Here is a 16256-nt window from a genome sequence, read left to right as displayed (position 1 = left end):
CGGCCGTGTCCTCAAATTGCCGCATCGCTGCCGGAGGCGCCGTGCCGTCTCGTCACATGCATCCGGGTCGCACCGAGATTACCCGAAGGCGGCTCTTTGGAGGGTGAAGCGCAATGCTACAGGATAGAGACCGCCGTCCCCCCGCGACGCTGCAGGAACTGAAGTACCTGATCGCCAAGCGGCAGATCGTCTTTCCTAACGGTCTCGAACAGGTCGCGAGGCAGATCATAGATCGGCCGGAAATGATTGCTTTCGAAAGTGCCGCTGCGATTGCCCGCAATTGCAAGGTTTCTCAAACGACGGTTCACCGACTTGCACAGCACATCGGCTTTCAAACATTCGGCGAGTTTCGCGCGATGATAAGGGATCATCTTCGCAAGACCGCCGCAGATCGACACTAAGGAGCTGTCTGGCCGCCCGCTGCGGCGGTGGGGCTGCAAGCCGTCGACTTTGCGGGGTCTGGAAACGTTTCTCACGCTCTGCTTTCTGAGCAAAGGTTGCCCTTTCGCCGGGCTCGGCCTGACCAAACCGCGACGCTTTCGACATGGACAGAGCCTGTGCATCGGTGTTGGCAACGACGAATTCCGCGCCCTCCAGCTTCTGTGCGATCATGTTGTTCACAGCTATTCCGCCGCCACTGCCAATAACAGTGATCTTTGGCTTTAGCTCAAACCATTGTTGGCCTCATGGCAAGGCGACCTCCTTAGAGACTGCACAGTCTGACATTGTTACGGGAACGAGAATTCGCATCAGCTAACGGAGGGCGAGCGGCTGACGCTCCCTTCCGGCCAGCGTCGGAACACAGCGCTGGCATTGACTCCGCCAAAGCCGAAGCCATTGGATATTGCGTAATTCATCTCTACGCGCCGCGCATCATGCGCGACGAAATCGATACCGTCAGCTTCCGGATCTGGAGCATTCAGGTTGAGGGTCGGTGGTGCGATCTGGTTCCTGAGTGCCAGGATCGTGAAGATTGCTTCCAGCCCTCCGGCCGCACCAAGCAGATGTCCTGTCGCTGATTTCGTCCCGCTGACAGCGATGGCATGGTTGGAGCCGAAAATGCTCTTGATGGCTCTGATTTCACCGAGATCGCCGACCGGTGTCGAGGTGGAGTGCGCATTCAGATGAGCAATTTCACGCGGGGCTATTCCCGCTTGCGCAATCGCGATCTCCATGGCTCTGCGCGCACCATTCCCATCTTCGGGACCGGAGGTAATGTGATGGGCGTCGGCTGTCGTGCCGTAGCCGACGAGTTCGGCAATCGGGGTGGCACCGCGAGCAAGCGCATGGCTTAGGGCTTCGATGACCAATACGCCGGCTCCCTCGCCCATGACGAAGCCGTCACGCGACATGTCGAAAGGACGAGATGCGCGAACGGGGGCCTCATTAAAACCAGTTGACAACGATCTGGCCGCGGCAAAACCACCGAGACTGACGATATTCATGCAGGCTTCCGTTCCGCCGCATATGGCAATATCGGCCTCGTTTGAACGGATAAGCCTGGCCGCGTCGCCGATCGCCTGGACACCGGCCGCGCACGCTGTCACCGGTGCACCGAGGGGACCTTTGAAGCCGAAGCGGATCGAAATTTGTCCCGCCGCGAGGTTGACGAGGAACGACGGCACCGTGAAGGGCGAAAGACGACGTACACCGCGTTGATCGACGGTGCGGACCGCCTCGGTTATCGCGGGAAACCCGCCGATACCCGAGGCGATGATCGTCGCGGTTCGCAGGCGGTCATCATTCGAAAGCGGCTTCCACTTCGCTTGAGCAAGCGCCTCTTCAGCGGCCGCCAATGCGAAAAGGATGAATCGATCGACCTTGCGTTGATCCTTCGGAGCCATCACGCTGTCCGGGTCAAAACCTCCTTCGGGATCTTCACCGATTGAGGGGACCACCCCGCCTATCTTGGACGGAAGATCCCCGACGACATCGTCCGCCAGTCGCCGAATCCCGCTCCGACCCTCAAGAAGGCGAGACCAGGAGATACCCACATTCGCTCCAAGGGGGCTCACAGCTCCCATTCCTGTAACAACGATACGACGCATAGGTTTTCCGCCTGTGTTTTCTTTGAAAATTAGGCACGCCTCCAGACTGCCGGCCGGTGAAGCGGCCAGTACGAGGTCTCGAAACATGCAGTTTGCCAGGACTTAAAAGAGCGTTATTCGACCCGCATCCGGCCTATGGGGTCGCTCTGACGCATGACTTACACCGGACAATAGAACCCGCGATCAAGCCTTAGGGCGACGGCCCGCTCTTCAAGCATCCCCTTCACCGCCTGCAATGCGCCTGACTTGGCCAGCGGCTGCGTCGAGGATGTCGTGCGACAAATTCTCTTCCTCAATGAGGCGGGACAGCGTGACAGCACCCACCATAAGAGACAGGATCGCCATTGCCTTGCCGCTCGGACTGGAGCCTTTGGCTTCGTGCATCAGCTCATCCAGAACCTCGAAGTGAGCCCGGATCCCATCCTCGAATGGGCGTCGAACCTCTTCACTTTGCCGCGTTGCATCCGCTCCCAACGCCACCAAAGGGCAACCGTCAGCCTTTTCGCCACGATGGTCGGGAGATAGGTAAAACTCCATGACCGCTTCAAGGGGATTGGAACTGTCTGCAGCCGCTGCTGACCATCTGCGTGTGGCGCCTTCCATCGCACGCCTGGAAGCCTGCGCTGCAAGATCGTCCTTCGATGAGAACTGCTTGTAGAACGCGCCTTGCGTCAGGCCGGCACCTTTCATCAGATCCTTCAGCCCGATCCCATCAAAACCATGCTCGCGAAACAGTCGGCTTGCGACGTTGATCACCGTTTCGCGATTTTCCTCGGCCTGTACGCGGCTCACTCTCATGACGACCTCCAATTAGATTTCGTTTGACATCTATATCCTAAATAGAGTTAGATCGCAATCTAATTCATTCAGATCGCTCGTCAAGAAGAGAACTCAAAATGAAACGCAGATATGCTCTGGCCTCTGTAGCAATCGCGGCAGCAGCGGCTGCCGCCGCGGCCTTTTTCCTAATCTCCGAAACGTCCGGACGGGAAGCCCTGGCTGCAGACCCGCGGACAGCTACCCCGTTGGTCATGGTGGCGGAGGCAAAGAAGACTGAAACAGCCGAGCGGTCCTTTACCGGCACGGTCGCTTCCCGGATACAGAGCAACCTCGGGTTCCGGGTTCCAGGCAAGATCGTCCAGCGGCTGGTCGATGTGGGTCAGCAGGTGAAACAAGGTCAACCGCTGATGCACATTGATGAAACAGATCTTCAGCTCGCCCTGACAGCGAAACGTAATACGGTCGTTGCAGCGCAGGCTGTTCTGTTCCAGGCACAAGCCGACGAGAAACGCTATGCGGCACTGGTAAAGAACGGGTTGGCTGCCACACCTCAACGCTATGAACAGGCGAAAGCGTCACTCGACACGGCCACAGCACAGCTTGCCGCGGCTGAAGCCGACGCCAAGGTCGCAGAAAATGCAGCGGCCTACTCCGTCCTGTTTGCAGACTCGGACGGAACGGTCGTCAATACGCTAGGAGATCCCGGACAAGTGGTGGCTGCGGGCCAGACGGTGGTTCAGCTCGCCCAAGCAGGACCGCGTGAAGCCGTCGTCTGGCTACCTGAGACTTTGCGGCCCCAAGTGGGGTCCGAAGTGGAAGCCAGCGTCTATGGAGGCGATGGCCTTAGCGGAAAAGCTCAGCTGCGACAGATCTCGGATGCTGCCGATCCCCAGACCCGCACTTACGAAGCGCGGTACGTTCTCAATGGCGCTGCCGCCTCTGCCCCACTCGGTTCCACAGTGACGATTAGCATCCTGGACGCGGGCAGGCAGTCGGAGGTCGCTGTTCCCGTAGGCTCCATCCTGGACGACGGTAACCGCACGGGTGTGTGGGTTGTCGACAGCGGCACCTCCACGGTGAAGTTCACCCCGGTTGAAATCAAGAGGATCGGCGAGGAGACCGCGTTTATCACCGGAATCGGAGTTGGCCAGCAGGTTGTCGCTCTGGGCGCGCATCTTCTGGAAAATGGTGCGGCTGTCAGGATTGCCTCGCAGCAAGAGGTGAAGAAATGAGCTTCAACCTTTCCGCCATTGCGGTTCGCGAACGCGCCATCACACTATTCTTCATCGTTCTTTTGGCCGCCGCAGGAGCCTATGCTTTCATCAACCTGGGTCGCGCCGAGGACCCCTCCTTCACCATCAAGACGCTAACGGTCACCTCAGTTTGGCCGGGTGCCACCGCGCGTGAAATGCAGGACCTTGTCGCCGAACCGCTTGAGAAACGCATTCAGGAACTCACATGGTATGACCGGGTCGAAACGACTACACGGCCAGGCTACGCCTACCTCACGGTAACACTCAAGGATAATACTCCGGCGAGCGCCGTCGCAGAAGAGTTCTATCAGGCCCGCAAAAAGCTTGGCGACGAAGCCCGAAATCTTCCTCCCGGCGTTATCGGACCCTTTGTCAACGACGAATATTCCGATGTCAGCTTTGGCCTTTATGCACTGAAGGCGAAGGGTATGCCGATGCGCGACCTCGTGCGGCAGGCGGAGGTCATCCGTCAGGATCTCCTGCATGTTCCGGGCGTCAAGAAAATCAACATTCTGGGGGAGCGCCCCGAACAGATCTTCGTCGAATTTTCCTATGCCAAGCTCGCAACACTTGGAATATCCGCACAGGATATCGCCGCAGCTTTGCAAAGACAGAACACAGTCACGCCCGCCGGTTCGATCGACACAAAAGGCCCGCAGGTCTTTATCCGTTTCGATGGGGCCTATAACAGTGTTCAGGCGATCGCCGATACGCCGATCGTTGCAGCTGGACGCACTCTAAAACTCTCCGACTTGGCCGATATTCGGCGCGGCTATGAAGATCCGGCGACTTACGTCATCCGCCATGAGGGCGAGCCGGCAATTATGCTGGGCGCAGTGATGCAACAGGGCTGGAATGGTCTTGAGCTCGGCAAGGCGCTTGAAGCTCGGTCCGCCGCGATCGCGCAGACATTGCCGCTTGGCATGACGCTCACGAAAGTCAGCGATCAGGCCGTCAACATCGATGAGGCGGTCGGCGAGTTCATGCTCAAGTTCGCAATGGCACTCGGCGTCGTGCTATTTGTAAGCCTGATCGCACTCGGCTGGCGCGTGGGCATAGTTGTCGCGCTTGCTGTCCCGCTAACCCTTGCGGTCGTCTTCCTCATCATGCTGGAAACCGGCCGGTTCTTCGACCGCATCACGCTCGGCGCGTTGATCCTTGCGCTGGGCCTTCTCGTTGATGATGCCATCATCGCCATCGAGGTGATGGTGGTGAAGATGGAGGAGGGCATGGACCGCATCACGGCGGCGGCTTACGCCTGGAGCCATACGGCTGCGCCGATGCTATCCGGCACCCTTGTTACCATCATCGGGCTGATGCCCGTGGGCTTCGCGAGATCGACCGCCGGTGAATATGCCGGCAACATTTTCTGGGTCGTCGGCTTCGCCCTGATCGTTTCCTGGATCGTCGCGGTGACGTTTACCCCTTACCTCGGGGTGAAAATGTTGCCTGACATTAAGCCGGTAGAGGGCGGTCATCACGCCATCTATGATACGCCGAACTACCGTCGCCTGCGCTCGGTCATCGAGTTCGCGGTTCGCCATAAATTCATGGTGTGCGCCGTGGTCGGTATCACGATGGCTGTCTCAGTCGTCGGCATGGGAAGCGTCAAACAACAGTTCTTCCCGACATCGGATCGGCCTGAAGTGCTGGTCGAGGTTCGCATGCCCGAGGGCACGAGCATCGAAACCACGACAGCCGCGGTGGAGAAAGTCGAAGGATGGCTCAAAACGCAGCCGGAAACAAAAATCGTCACCAGCTATATAGGGCAGGGCGCACCCCGCTTCTTCTTTGCCATGGCGCCCGAATTGCCCGATCCTGCTTTCGCCAAGGTCGTTGTGCTCACTCCGGATGCTCACGCACGCGAGGAGCTGAAGCATCGTCTTCGTGCGGCTATCTCGGAGGGGCTCGTTCCGGAGGCGTCCGTTCGTGTAACACAGCTTGTATTCGGGCCTTACACGCCGTTCCCCGTCGAGTTTCGGATCATGGGACCGGATCAGGACGAGCTCTACAAGATTTCCGAGCAAGCCCTCGCCATTATGAAAAGCGTTCCTGATGTCCGGCAGGCCAACCGGGATTGGGGCAACCGAACTCCGGTGCTGCGGTATGTCCCCGATCAGGATCGGCTCAATCTGATCGGTCTTTCGCCCTCCGAGGCAGCCCAGCAGATGCAGATGCTGCTCAGCGGCATTCCCGTTACCCAGGTGCGCGACAATATCCGCAACGTGCCCGTTGTCGCACGAAGTGCAGGTGACAACCGGCTTGATCCTTCAAGGCTGGGCGATTTCTCGCTCATGAGCAGGGATGGCCGTCAGGTTCCACTCGATCAGATCGGGCATTCCGAGATCCGGTTCGAGGAGCCGATACTGAAACGCCGAGACCGCACGCCGGTGATTACGATACGCTCCGATATCAACGAGGCGACGCAGCCCCCAGAGGTCTCGCAGCAGGTCATGAAGGCACTTCAGCCGCTGATCGCATCGCTTCCCGTCGGATACCGCATCGAGATGGGTGGCAATATCGAAGAGTCGCTCAAAGCCAATGTCGCGCTGGTCCAGGTCTTCCCGCTCATGATCGCGGCCATGCTGATCGTCATCATCCTCCAGGTGCGCAGCCTGTCGACGATGACGATGGTCATGTTGACGGCGCCACTTGGACTGGCAGGCGTGGTCCCGACGCTGCTCCTGTTCCATCAGCCCTTTGGATTCAACGCCATCCTCGGGTTGATAGGACTGGCAGGTATCCTGATGCGCAACACGCTGATCCTGACCGAGCAGATCAAGGAAAACCAGGCGGCCGGTCTCGATGACTATCACGCTGTGATTGAAGCGACGGTGCAGCGGACACGTCCTGTCATCCTGACCGCACTCGCAGCGATCCTGGCCTTCATACCTTTGACCCATTCGGTGTTCTGGGGATCGATGGCGTACACGCTGATTGGCGGCACAGCGGCAGGCACCGTGATGATCCTACTCTTCCTCCCGGCACTGTATGCGGTGTGGTTCCGGATCAAGCCAGCGAAGGATGACAACCATGGAGAAGCGACCGAAGGACGGGAATCCCCGACAGTAATGGCCGCCGAGTAGTGTCGCGCGGTGAGCCAATGTAAGCCTTGGAGGTGTCTGGTGCCTTTGGCCGTCTACTCGTTCACGAAGACTTAAGATGCGCGTCTGGACAAGAAAGTGCGAACCTCTAAGAAATCCGGAGGTGGCTTTGACCCCACCGGATACGGCGGGGCAGGCCTTAGCGGAGGAGACGCGTGAGTGCATCCTGGATGCGGCGGAGAAATATTTCCGCCACATCGGGCACCATAAAACAACGGTGGCCGACATTGCCTCGGCCGTCGGAATGAGTCGCGGAAACATCTACCGCTTTTTCCCTTCGAAGGACGCAATTGACAGCGCGATCTGCGCACGCCTTGTCAACGAGACCGTGCAGATGGCCTTGGAAATTGCGCTGAAAAATACCGCGGCCAGCGAAAGGCTTGTCGAGATCCTGTATGCCCTTCATCAGCACCGTAAGGAAATGTTGATGCAAGCCAGACCCATGCACGAGCTGCTTGTCTCTGCAATGGATGAGAGCTGGGCGATCATGAAAACGCACGCCCAGAAACTGGTTGATATCTTCGAAGCAGTCATTCTCGAGGGTCTGGAAACGAGCGAGTTGCAGCCTCAGGATGCCGCAGGCTCGGCTCAAGCGATGATGGCAGCATTCATGCCGTTCTTCCACCCGGTTCTGATTGAGCAATGTGTTCGACACGATTGTAACACTGAGCCCGCCCTGCAAGCGCAAATCAACTTCATCATGAAGGCTCTTGGTAGGTCTGATCCAGCAGTTCATGGAAGCCGGTGACAATCTCACCCATGCTGATGTGGTATCTCGAAATCGAGCTGGAGCTGTCTGACAGCTCGCAATTCTATTGTGAATAGGCATCACTCAACAGACACAATCCTCACCTCCTCAAAAAAAGCGCTTGATTTTAGATTTCGTTTAACATCTAACGTCACATTAGATGTCGATCGAAATCTTTAATTGTTCAACTCCATCCAGCCGCCGGGATGATTGACCCGGCCCATTGGATCGCCAAAAATATAGGAGGCCATAGTGCCCGAACAGAAAGTCGTTGTTGTAACTGGAGCGTCCTCGGGCATTGGTGCGGCGTCCGCCCGTCTTCTCGCGCAGAACGGCTACCAGGTTTTTGGCGGCGCGCGCGACTCTCGGCGTGCGAACCCCATTCCTGGCGTGAAGTTCGGTACCGTGGACGTGACGGACGAGCAATCCGTTGCAAAATTCGTTGAATGGGTCTTGTCGGAGGCTGGCAGGATTGATGTCTTGATCAATAATGCCGGCGTTTCCCTTCTCGGCCCAATCGAAAATACCGCGATCCCGGAAGCCGCCTTGGTTTTTGACACAAATGTGTTTGGCCCCCTGCGTATGATCCGCGCCGTTTTGCCCTCCATGCGCGCTGCACGAAGCGGACTTATCATCAATGTTAGCTCCGTCTTGGGCTTTCTGCCCGCGCCCTTCATGGGCATTTACGCGAGTAGTAAGCATGCCCTTGAAGGTCTGTCCGAATCTCTTGATCACGAGATTCGAGAGTTTAACGTGCGCGTGGTCCTGCTTGAACCCACGTTCACGAACACGAAGCTTGATCTAAACGCTGCACATACGGAGGCGCCGCTGGGCGTTTATACCGCCCAGGTTGAAGCAACGATCGAAGCAGTGCAGGATCAAATCAAATCAGCACCATCTCCACAGATAGTGGCGGAGAAAATCCGGGCAGTGATCGAAAGTCCCTACAGGCTGCGTCAGCCGGTCGGCGGACAAGCGACACTTCTAAGTCGTTTGCGCAGGTTTATGCCAGCAGGTGCCGTGGATCGTAGTTTGCGAAAGACATTCGGCTTCAGCAAGAACCGATCGTCCTAGTTTGAGGTGTCTGCACGGACCTATCTGTCAAACGGCATTGAATATTGGGTCAGACGCATATGTGGAACGACCCGGTTAGCAAGGCACCAAAAACTTGTTAAGCGATATTGGATGCTGATCTGTGACCACCACCGTGTGAACCTCGGGCTCTCTGGGTCAGCTCTTTCCCAGGCGCTTCACAAGCTTGAGCTTGGTGATCTGCCCCTCGGTTTGTCCGTTGGACCACGGTGAGACGATCGCTGCCCGGACTGCCTGTATATCTTTCGCAACCCCATTGCCGAATGAGACAACCAGACTATCGCGGGCACGGTCGATCCACGACCTGCTTCAGCTTCTGAGCGCGGAATGCGTGGGTGATGAAATCGACGAAGGCGCGCGTCTTGGCGGGAAGCAGCTTCTGGCCCGGTAGACGGCCGACATCGGCAACCGCAAACCGCCCGGCGATATGTCTTCGATCGCCAGCTTTATCAGGCAACGAGACGATCTGCCTTCACCATAAGGCGAACCGACAGACCTTCGCTTTTCCATTCTCGAGAGATCTCACCACCGAGTTGACTGCCGACCGTCGCCTTGGCAAGGATACTGCCAAAACCATCGCCGTCGGTTTGCCGATCGACCGGTGGTCCGCCGCTCTCGGTCCACGTCAGGATAAAGTTCGCCCCCTCCTCGAGGCACACAATATCGATGCGTCCGTCCGGGTTGGAAAGAGCTCCATATTTCGCTGCGTTGGTTGCAAATTCATGCAACAGCAATGCAAAGCTCGTAACCGCGCTGCCGCCAATAGCAATATCGGGACCCGTAACGATGGCCCGCGATTGCCGGTTGTCGATGCTGACATCGTAGGGCGCGACAATCGTTCGGATCAGGGCATGTAGCGTGGTCGTCTGCTCGCTTCGAGTGGCTGCCTCAGACGTGCGAGGGACCGTCAAGGCATGTGCCGACGCCAATGCGTTCAATCGGGCTGAAACAGCGGATGCGAGCTCGCCTGGTGTCTTTGCAGTTCGCGCGCTTAAGGACACAACGCTACTTGCGATGCTGAACAGATTTTTGACCCGGTGGTCCATCTCCCTGATCAGCAGATGCTGTTGCTCTTCAGCCCGCCGGCGCTCGGTGATATCGCGCGCGATTTTGGATGCACCAATGACGCGGCCCTCGCGGCTTTTGATCGGCGAGACCGATAATGATATTTCGACGAGACCACCATCCTTTCGGCGCCGGATCGTTTCGTAATGATCGATGCGTTCGCCACGGCGGATGCGAGCCAGGATTTCCGGTTCCTCGTTCTGTCGATCCAGGGGAATAAGCATGCGACCGGACTGGCCAATCGCTTCCTCCGCCGTGTAACCGAATAGACGCTCGGCGCCCCGGTTCCAGCTGACGATTTTGCCGTTCAAGTCTTTAGCAAGGATCGCATCGTCGGACGACGCAACGATTGCCGCGAACCGTTGGGCCGCCTCCTCCGCAACCGTGCGATCGGTCAGATCGACGAGCATGTTGACTGCGCCTTTAAGGTTCCCGGCGGTGTCAAAAATCGGAGTCGGAAATGCGAGGAACGCAACGCGTGTGCCATCCGGACGTTCGGCAATCGCTTCAAGTCCCCTGACCGCACATTTCTCTTTCAACGCGATTGCCATCGGGCATCCGTCGTGCGGCAGAGGCGCCCCATCAGGCCAGTAGAGCTTCCAGGAGCCGCAAAATTTGCTCTCTCCAAGCTTGGGGCTGACACCCCACATCGCGATTGCCGCTTTGTTGCAGAACGTGATCCGGCCGATTGCATCGGTCGTGTAGACAGCCTCCGGCAATGCTTCGAGGACGTCTTGAAGCTCCAGCGGATGGTGAAGCAAATTTGGCATCGACCCGCTTCTGGCGGAAACGTCGACATACTCGCTGGCCGTGTCTTTCTCGTTGGTCGACAGATGGTTCATCCCGTAAGCTCCATTACCCGGCAATGTTCACATACTGCAGTTTGCCAAGCGTAGATCTTCTTCGCCTGAAGTCAAAGCACCATCGCAGAGTATCGTATTCAGCTGGCAGGATAGAAAAGAGCGCGCTAGCGCCGGAACCGAAGACCATGGAAACGGCCGCGGCTGTGATGATGATCCTTTCATATATTTTCCTTTGCAGCTTGGGCACAGTCGTGAACGCGGCCGTGCTCATTGGCCTTCATGGTCAGTTACGGCGAGCCGAAAGCTCTGCCATATCTGCCTGTAAGACGATGTTGTTGATGACTCGAGCGCCGGCATACTCGCCGGCAATCGCAATCGCTGTCTCACGCGCCTGAGCGGTTGTCACGACGCCCGAGAGAACGATCGTGCCTTCTGTCACGGCCACGTCGATCCTCGAACCTTCGAGCCCGTCGGCATAAGCAATGAGGCAGCGGATAGCTGCACAGGTCGCACACCCATCTGACATGGTCGTCAGCGATGAAAGCTTCGCCAGAAAGAGCATCGAGGGTGCCTCCGTGAGATCGCATGATCGGAATTCAGGCGGCTGTCACCTCATCGAAGAGCGTCTTTCACGGCATCCTTGGCCTTGCCGACTTTACTCTGGATCTTGCCTTCGGTCTTCTCGACCGCGCCCTCTGCCTGCAGCTGATCGTTGCCGGTCAGCTTGCCAGCGGCCTCCTTGAGCGATCCGGTTGCTTCCTTGACTGCACCTTTGATACGGTTCTTATCCATCGTCTCGTCTCCTTTGGTTGAGTCTAGAAGAGGCGTCGGGCTTTCGACCGAAGCCATGACACAAGAATTAGAGAGTCAGATCGGTGGATTGCAGATCAGGAAGTACTAGGTAGATTAGTAGGAATTAGCCTTTTTTCGATCTGTCGGCATCGTTTTGCCCATGAGCGCCCTACAAAGTCTGCGAGTGCATCGGGTCATCAGTTTGACTTGGGCCCCTTGGAAGGTGACGAAGCGCCCGTGAAACCGCGCTCCCTGGCCCAGATGACAGCGGCGGCTCGCCGGTTCACGCCGATCTTGGCGTAAAGCGATGCGACGTGATTGCGGATGGTGTTCCTGGACAGACGAAGCGTCTCGCTCATCTCCACGTCGCTTTGCCCGCGACAGATCAGAGCCAGAATCTCCTTCTCACGATCGCTGAGGTCGAGCAACTGGGCAGAGGGCGCCTTGCCACTCGACACCTGCCGCAATGTCGCGAGACGATCAACGACCGAGCGGCTGAACCAGGAGGTATCGGCCATAACACTTTCGATGGCCTCGACCAGCTCTTCCTCACTGCGCTTGCGTTCGGTGATATCTTGCAGCGACCAGATCACGCATTGCTGATCGTTGATCTCGACGCGCTCGGCGGAGACGAGGCAATCCGCAACCCCACCATCCTTTTGCTTCATCCGCATCGCCTCACCGCGAACCACTGTAGCATCGGTAAGCTTCTTTTCCACGGCGCGCCTGGCGGCAATATTGTCCCACAGGTGCAACTCGCTTGCCGTCTTTCCAATGACCTCCTCACCGCCGTAGCCCGTGAGCTGCACGAAAGCATCATTGACTTCTGTGAAAACGAAATCGTCGAGACGTGAGATCGCTGCGGCCGCGGGCGAGAGCCTGAACGACTTCGAGAACCGTTCCTCGCTCTGGCGAAGTGCGTTCTGCGCCTTTCGCCGCGCATCGAGATCGGCGAATGTGAACAACATGCATGGCTCTTCGCCCACCGCGATCGGTTCGCCGGCAACGATCACGAGGCGGTCGCTACCGTCGGGCAGAGGAAGCAGAGCCTCCCGCTGCCGGATCAGCCTGCCTTCCATAAGTTTCGAAAGGGCATCTTCGCCCGTGTCACAGTTGTCGAAGAGACCGAGCTGATTGACGGTCTTTCCAATGACCTTTTCCCTGGCATAGTTCGTCATCTCTACGAAACCAGGGTTGACGCGGATGAAACGCAGATCGTCAAGGCGGCAAATCAAGCCAGGCGCGGGATTGGCATTGAAGGCGCGCTCAAAGCGCTCTTCAGCCTCAAACAGCGGCGTCTCGTCCCGGATCACGAGCGCAAGGACGTCTGGTCGAGCGCTGGCGTCAACGATGATCAAACTGCGAATTGTGTGAACCCAGACAAGTTCCGGGTCGGAGGCTGGCGATATGTTGACCGTCACCTCGTCAACCGTCTCCCCGTCGAGCAGGCGCTCTATGGGATATTGACCTTCGTCAAGGAGATGGTTGTTGCGGTAGCGGAGCGTAAAGGCTTTTCGGTAGCCGGCGACATCGCCGCCAAGCTCCTCGATTGCGGAAACCCTGTGCATTTGAAGCGCGGCATTGTTTGCCCAGGAGATCCCGCCTTTTGGATCAATCAGAATGACGCCGTCACTTAAGCTGCCGACGAGTTCCAGTAGTACATTCCTGTTCACATCTGGCCGTTGCGGCTCATCGGTCATGCAAATCCTCACATCGGTTCTCTTGGGTTGGATAGAGACATGTTACGATAAGAGAAATGTGTCGAGATTTGTTCCGGTTTATCCGAGATAATCGAGTGAAGCCATGCATTGCGGCCAGTGAAGCTCAATGGCAGAAAATGAAAGAATAAACGCCTGTGATCCGTCGGCTTGCCGGAAGCCGCCGATGGTCACCGCGCGCTTACTGTCGATATACATGGATGAGCACGGATCAATTTCGAGGCGAGCCGCGTTAGGTATGTTCTGATGCCTGCCTTGAACCGCGCCGATTCACCCCTGCCGTCACCAGCTTTCGAAAAGAGGTGGCCAAAGAGAATTGAGATTTCAATGGCCAATGCCCGTATTGCCGTTCTCATCGTGGAGGACGAACCGCTGATGAGGATGGACATTGCCGGTGCTCTGGAGGATGGCGGGTTTCTGGTCTTCGAGGCCGCAAACGCCGACGACGCCATTATCATCCTCGTGGAACACACAGAAATTCAGGCTCTGTTCACCGACATCGACATGCCCGGAAGCATGGACGGGCTCAAGCTGGCGGCCGCTGTTCGGAAGCGCTGGCCGCCCATCAAGATCATCGTAACATCTGGCCACCAGCACATTCGGGAGGAGAATCTTCCAATCGACGGGCGGTTTTTCAGCAAGCCCTACGATCCCGAAAAAATCATCAGCACAATACGGGAAATGGTAGCAGCCTGAGCGCGGGCGGGGCGGCGGTAAATCGTACATGAATATCTCCAAGACCACCTACCCTCCCCCAATCGTCCGGCCCGACCGGAACCAATTGCTCTCCGCGTGGTTGTAGCGTTGCGGGTCTCGTGAAGAAGATCCGGCAATGTGAGGAAACACAATGAGAACGATGATTTTCGCCGCGGCGCTCCTTGGAGCGTCAGCGCTGACGGCTGTCGCCCAGACATCCGCGACCCCGTCGAACGATACCAACACCCCGGCCGTCGCCACCCCTGGCACCAAGAACCCGACAGCACCCGTCGCGGGCCATAACAGCTTCACCCAGGCACAGGCCAAGGAACGCATGGAGAAGGCGGGGTATAGCGGCGTCACCGCGCTCAAGCTCGATGACAAGGGCGTCTGGCAGTCCAGCGCAATGAAGGATGGCAAGTCCGTTTCTGTCACCCTCGACTACCAGGGCAACATCGTCGCGATGTGATTGCCGCGCGTCCGAATTTATCAGTTTCAGGAGACTACAATGAAAACAGTTTCAGGACTTTTTGACGACTACAAGGATGCGCAGACTGCGGTCGATGCTCTCGAGAGATCTGGTGTGCCGTCAGAACAGATAAGCATCATCTCGAACAACGCTGACGATCGTCACGAGGATCATTCGGGTGCAGCCAATGGCGCCGGTACGGGTGCGGGGCTTGGCGCGGTCGTTGGTGGCGCGGGCGGTCTGCTGACGGGCCTGGGCATGATGGCAATTCCAGGCGTAGGGCCTGTTGTCGCCGCAGGCTGGCTTGCGGCAACCGCGGTCGGAGCCGTCGCTGGCGCAGTCGCCGGCGGTGCAGCGGGTGGCCTCATCGGTGCCCTGATTGATTCCGGCATCCCGGAAGCTGACGCGCATGTCTATGCAGAAGGTGTCCGTCGCGGCGGAACACTGGTCACGGCGAAGGTCGATGACGCCGTTGCGCTCAACGCAGAGACGATTCTCAAACATTCGAACTGGGTCGATCCCGCCGCGCGTCGCGATGCATACACCCAGCAAGGGTGGCGCAAGTTCGACGATACCCTTGATCCGTACGGCCCGGAGGCCATCGAGGGAGAACGAGACCGCTATCGCCAGCCTGGCGTCTGATGAAATCAGGTCCTGACCTTAGAGGTCAGGACCCTCCGTTCTTACCAACCTAGTCTTAAACACAGGAGGCTCTCATGGGTCGCGGCATTCTTCTCTGGTTTCTCGGCATTCCGATTCCGATTATCATCCTCATCATGCTCTTCGTGCGATAGGAGCGCGTCATGACAGTAATCGACTCAAACGCTGCGTACACCGCTGGGTCTGAATCATCCGCCTCTGGCGTGAATTGGGGCCCGATCATTGCAGGAGCGCTGGCTGCTGCCGGGGTAACACTGATCCTGACGCTGCTCGGATCTGGCCTCGGCCTCACCATGGTGTCGCCGTGGTCCTCGCAAAGTGCAACGGTCGCCACCGTTTCGATCTCGGCGGCTGTTTGGCTCATCATTGTCCAGTGGCTGTCGGCTGGTATCGGCGGCTACCTGACTGGCCGCCTTCGGACGAAATGGGTGTCGGTCCATACGGATGAGGTTTATTTCCGTGACACCGCCCATGGTCTGCTGACCTGGGCATTGGCGACGCTGGTTGTCGTTGGTGTTCTCGGTTCGGCCCTTTCATCGATCGTCGGTGCCGGGGTGCAAGCCGCTTCCACAGTAACGTCAGGTGCGGCCACCGCGGCGGTTTCCAAAGCTGGCGAGAGCATGGGAGGCAGCTCCTACTTCGTCGACAGCCTGCTGCGTCCGGCCGATCCGCGGAAGCTTCCGGCAAATGCAAACGTCGCCGACACCTCAGCGGCGCAGGTTGCCACGATCCTTGCCAATGGCGCGGCGTCCGGCAGCATATCTTCGGATGACCAGACCTATCTGACACAGCTTGTGGCTGCGAAGACGGGCCTGTCCGACGCTGAGGCGAAAACGCGAGTGGACACGATCCTGAAGAACGTCGAAGTCGCCAAGGAAAAGGCTCAGCAAGCTGCAGAGGCCGCCCGCAAGGCCGGCGCCAAGCTCGCTCTTTTCGGGACATTGTCGCTCCTGATCGGCGCATTCATTGCCGCCGTTGCCGCCGTCATCGGCGGTCGCGAACGCGATGATATGAAAGCAGTTTGAAAA

The 16256-nt window shown here is 57.9% G+C and carries 16 protein-coding genes and 1 pseudogene; 9 read left to right on the top strand and 8 right to left on the bottom strand.

Going from position 1 to position 16256, the window contains the following annotated elements; genetic code table 11:
- Positions 1-113: 113 nt before the first annotated feature.
- Positions 114-401, top strand: coding sequence for a MurR/RpiR family transcriptional regulator (locus HB780_RS13360; protein ID WP_183688438.1), 288 nt, complete (start codon positions 114-116; stop codon positions 399-401).
- A gap of 118 nt (positions 402-519) precedes the next feature.
- Here the strand turns inward: HB780_RS13360 and HB780_RS33020 are convergent.
- The 3 genes and pseudogenes from HB780_RS33020 to HB780_RS13350 all read right to left on the bottom strand — a co-directional run.
- Positions 520-654: pseudogene (locus tag HB780_RS33020) on the bottom strand (cell division protein FtsZ); the annotation flags it as partial.
- A 95-nt stretch (positions 655-749) separates the two neighbouring features.
- The gene (gene fabF, locus HB780_RS13355; RefSeq protein ID WP_183688436.1) at positions 750-2048 is read right to left on the bottom strand and encodes a beta-ketoacyl-ACP synthase II; all 1299 of its coding nucleotides are present in this window, start codon (positions 2046-2048) and stop codon (positions 750-752) included.
- Between the two features lie 210 nt (positions 2049-2258).
- The gene (locus HB780_RS13350; protein WP_183689718.1) at positions 2259-2846 is read right to left on the bottom strand and encodes a TetR/AcrR family transcriptional regulator; all 588 of its coding nucleotides are present in this window, start codon (positions 2844-2846) and stop codon (positions 2259-2261) included.
- A 98-nt stretch (positions 2847-2944) separates the two neighbouring features.
- Here HB780_RS13350 and HB780_RS13345 point away from each other — a divergent pair, with 98 nt between their 5' ends.
- The 4 genes from HB780_RS13345 to HB780_RS13330 all read left to right on the top strand — a co-directional run bounded on the left by HB780_RS13345 (position 2945) and on the right by HB780_RS13330 (position 9007).
- On the top strand, positions 2945-4060 hold the full coding sequence (locus HB780_RS13345) for an efflux RND transporter periplasmic adaptor subunit (protein WP_183688434.1): 1116 nt from the start codon (positions 2945-2947) through the stop codon (positions 4058-4060).
- Positions 4057-7167, top strand: a complete 3111-nt coding sequence (locus tag HB780_RS13340; protein ID WP_183688432.1) for an efflux RND transporter permease subunit — start codon at positions 4057-4059, stop codon at positions 7165-7167. The genes HB780_RS13345 and HB780_RS13340 overlap by 4 nt, the downstream gene beginning before the upstream one ends.
- A gap of 127 nt (positions 7168-7294) precedes the next feature.
- On the top strand, positions 7295-7933 hold the full coding sequence (locus HB780_RS13335; protein WP_286202945.1) for a TetR/AcrR family transcriptional regulator: 639 nt from the start codon (positions 7295-7297) through the stop codon (positions 7931-7933).
- A 252-nt stretch (positions 7934-8185) separates the two neighbouring features.
- The gene (locus HB780_RS13330; protein WP_183688428.1) at positions 8186-9007 is read left to right on the top strand and encodes an oxidoreductase; all 822 of its coding nucleotides are present in this window, start codon (positions 8186-8188) and stop codon (positions 9005-9007) included.
- Positions 9008-9302: 295 nt separating this feature from the next.
- On the opposite strand, the gene HB780_RS13325 is transcribed toward HB780_RS13330, so the two are convergent.
- The 5 genes from HB780_RS13325 to HB780_RS13305 form a co-directional block, all read right to left on the bottom strand.
- Positions 9303-9482, bottom strand: coding sequence for a hypothetical protein (locus tag HB780_RS13325; protein ID WP_183689724.1), 180 nt, complete (start codon positions 9480-9482; stop codon positions 9303-9305).
- Positions 9475-10932, bottom strand: coding sequence for a PAS domain S-box protein (locus HB780_RS13320; protein WP_183688427.1), 1458 nt, complete (start codon positions 10930-10932; stop codon positions 9475-9477). Before HB780_RS13320 ends, HB780_RS13325 begins: the two co-directional genes overlap by 8 nt.
- A 244-nt stretch (positions 10933-11176) precedes the next feature.
- Positions 11177-11455 (bottom strand): BON domain-containing protein, encoded by a 279-nt coding sequence (locus HB780_RS13315; protein WP_183688425.1) that lies wholly within the window; start codon positions 11453-11455, stop codon positions 11177-11179.
- 50 nt (positions 11456-11505) lie between these two features.
- Positions 11506-11685, bottom strand: a complete 180-nt coding sequence (locus HB780_RS13310; RefSeq protein ID WP_183688423.1) for a CsbD family protein — start codon at positions 11683-11685, stop codon at positions 11506-11508.
- A gap of 197 nt (positions 11686-11882) precedes the next feature.
- Positions 11883-13385: a helix-turn-helix transcriptional regulator gene (locus HB780_RS13305; protein ID WP_183688421.1), complete on the bottom strand. Its 1503-nt coding sequence runs from the start codon at positions 13383-13385 to the stop codon at positions 11883-11885.
- A 345-nt stretch (positions 13386-13730) separates the two neighbouring features.
- On the opposite strand from HB780_RS13305, the gene HB780_RS13300 reads away from it, so the two are divergent.
- The 4 genes from HB780_RS13300 to HB780_RS13285 all read left to right on the top strand — a co-directional run bounded on the left by HB780_RS13300 (position 13731) and on the right by HB780_RS13285 (position 16253).
- Positions 13731-14099, top strand: a complete 369-nt coding sequence (locus tag HB780_RS13300) for a response regulator (RefSeq protein ID WP_183688419.1) — start codon at positions 13731-13733, stop codon at positions 14097-14099.
- A 151-nt stretch (positions 14100-14250) separates the two neighbouring features.
- A complete protein-coding gene (locus tag HB780_RS13295) occupies positions 14251-14568 on the top strand; it encodes a PepSY domain-containing protein (protein ID WP_183688417.1) in 318 nt (105 codons plus the stop codon).
- A 39-nt stretch (positions 14569-14607) separates the two neighbouring features.
- Complete coding sequence (locus tag HB780_RS13290) at positions 14608-15210, top strand: general stress protein (RefSeq protein WP_183688415.1); 603 nt, start codon at positions 14608-14610, stop codon at positions 15208-15210.
- Positions 15211-15371: 161 nt separating this feature from the next.
- Entirely contained in the window at positions 15372-16253 is an 882-nt protein-coding gene (locus tag HB780_RS13285; protein ID WP_183688413.1) for a hypothetical protein, read from the top strand.
- The last annotated feature ends 3 nt before the right edge of the window (positions 16254-16256 follow it).

The sequence above is a fragment of the Rhizobium lusitanum genome (genome assembly GCF_014189535.1).
Lineage (GTDB): Bacteria > Pseudomonadota > Alphaproteobacteria > Rhizobiales > Rhizobiaceae > Rhizobium > Rhizobium lusitanum_C.
This window is presented reverse-complemented; position numbering and strand designations above follow the sequence as displayed.

Bases quoted from the DNA above. Each gene is read 5' to 3' on its own strand.
- HB780_RS13350 (WP_183689718.1), bottom strand. From the start codon at position 2,846: ATGAGAGTGAGCCGCGTACAGGCCGAGGAAAATCGCGAAACGGTGATC.
- HB780_RS13340 (WP_183688432.1), top strand. From the start codon at position 4,057: ATGAGCTTCAACCTTTCCGCCATTGCGGTTCGCGAACGCGCCATCACA.
- HB780_RS13290 (WP_183688415.1), top strand. From the start codon at position 14,608: ATGAAAACAGTTTCAGGACTTTTTGACGACTACAAGGATGCGCAGACT.
- HB780_RS13310 (WP_183688423.1), bottom strand. From the start codon at position 11,685: ATGGATAAGAACCGTATCAAAGGTGCAGTCAAGGAAGCAACCGGATCG.
- HB780_RS13305 (WP_183688421.1), bottom strand. From the start codon at position 13,385: ATGACCGATGAGCCGCAACGGCCAGATGTGAACAGGAATGTACTACTG.
- HB780_RS13285 (WP_183688413.1), top strand. From the start codon at position 15,372: ATGACAGTAATCGACTCAAACGCTGCGTACACCGCTGGGTCTGAATCA.
- HB780_RS13345 (WP_183688434.1), top strand. From the start codon at position 2,945: ATGAAACGCAGATATGCTCTGGCCTCTGTAGCAATCGCGGCAGCAGCG.
- HB780_RS13295 (WP_183688417.1), top strand. From the start codon at position 14,251: ATGAGAACGATGATTTTCGCCGCGGCGCTCCTTGGAGCGTCAGCGCTG.
- HB780_RS13360 (WP_183688438.1), top strand. From the start codon at position 114: ATGCTACAGGATAGAGACCGCCGTCCCCCCGCGACGCTGCAGGAACTG.
- HB780_RS13315 (WP_183688425.1), bottom strand. From the start codon at position 11,455: ATGCTCTTTCTGGCGAAGCTTTCATCGCTGACGACCATGTCAGATGGG.
- HB780_RS13320 (WP_183688427.1), bottom strand. From the start codon at position 10,932: ATGAACCATCTGTCGACCAACGAGAAAGACACGGCCAGCGAGTATGTC.
- HB780_RS13300 (WP_183688419.1), top strand. From the start codon at position 13,731: ATGGCCAATGCCCGTATTGCCGTTCTCATCGTGGAGGACGAACCGCTG.
- fabF (WP_183688436.1), bottom strand. From the start codon at position 2,048: ATGCGTCGTATCGTTGTTACAGGAATGGGAGCTGTGAGCCCCCTTGGA.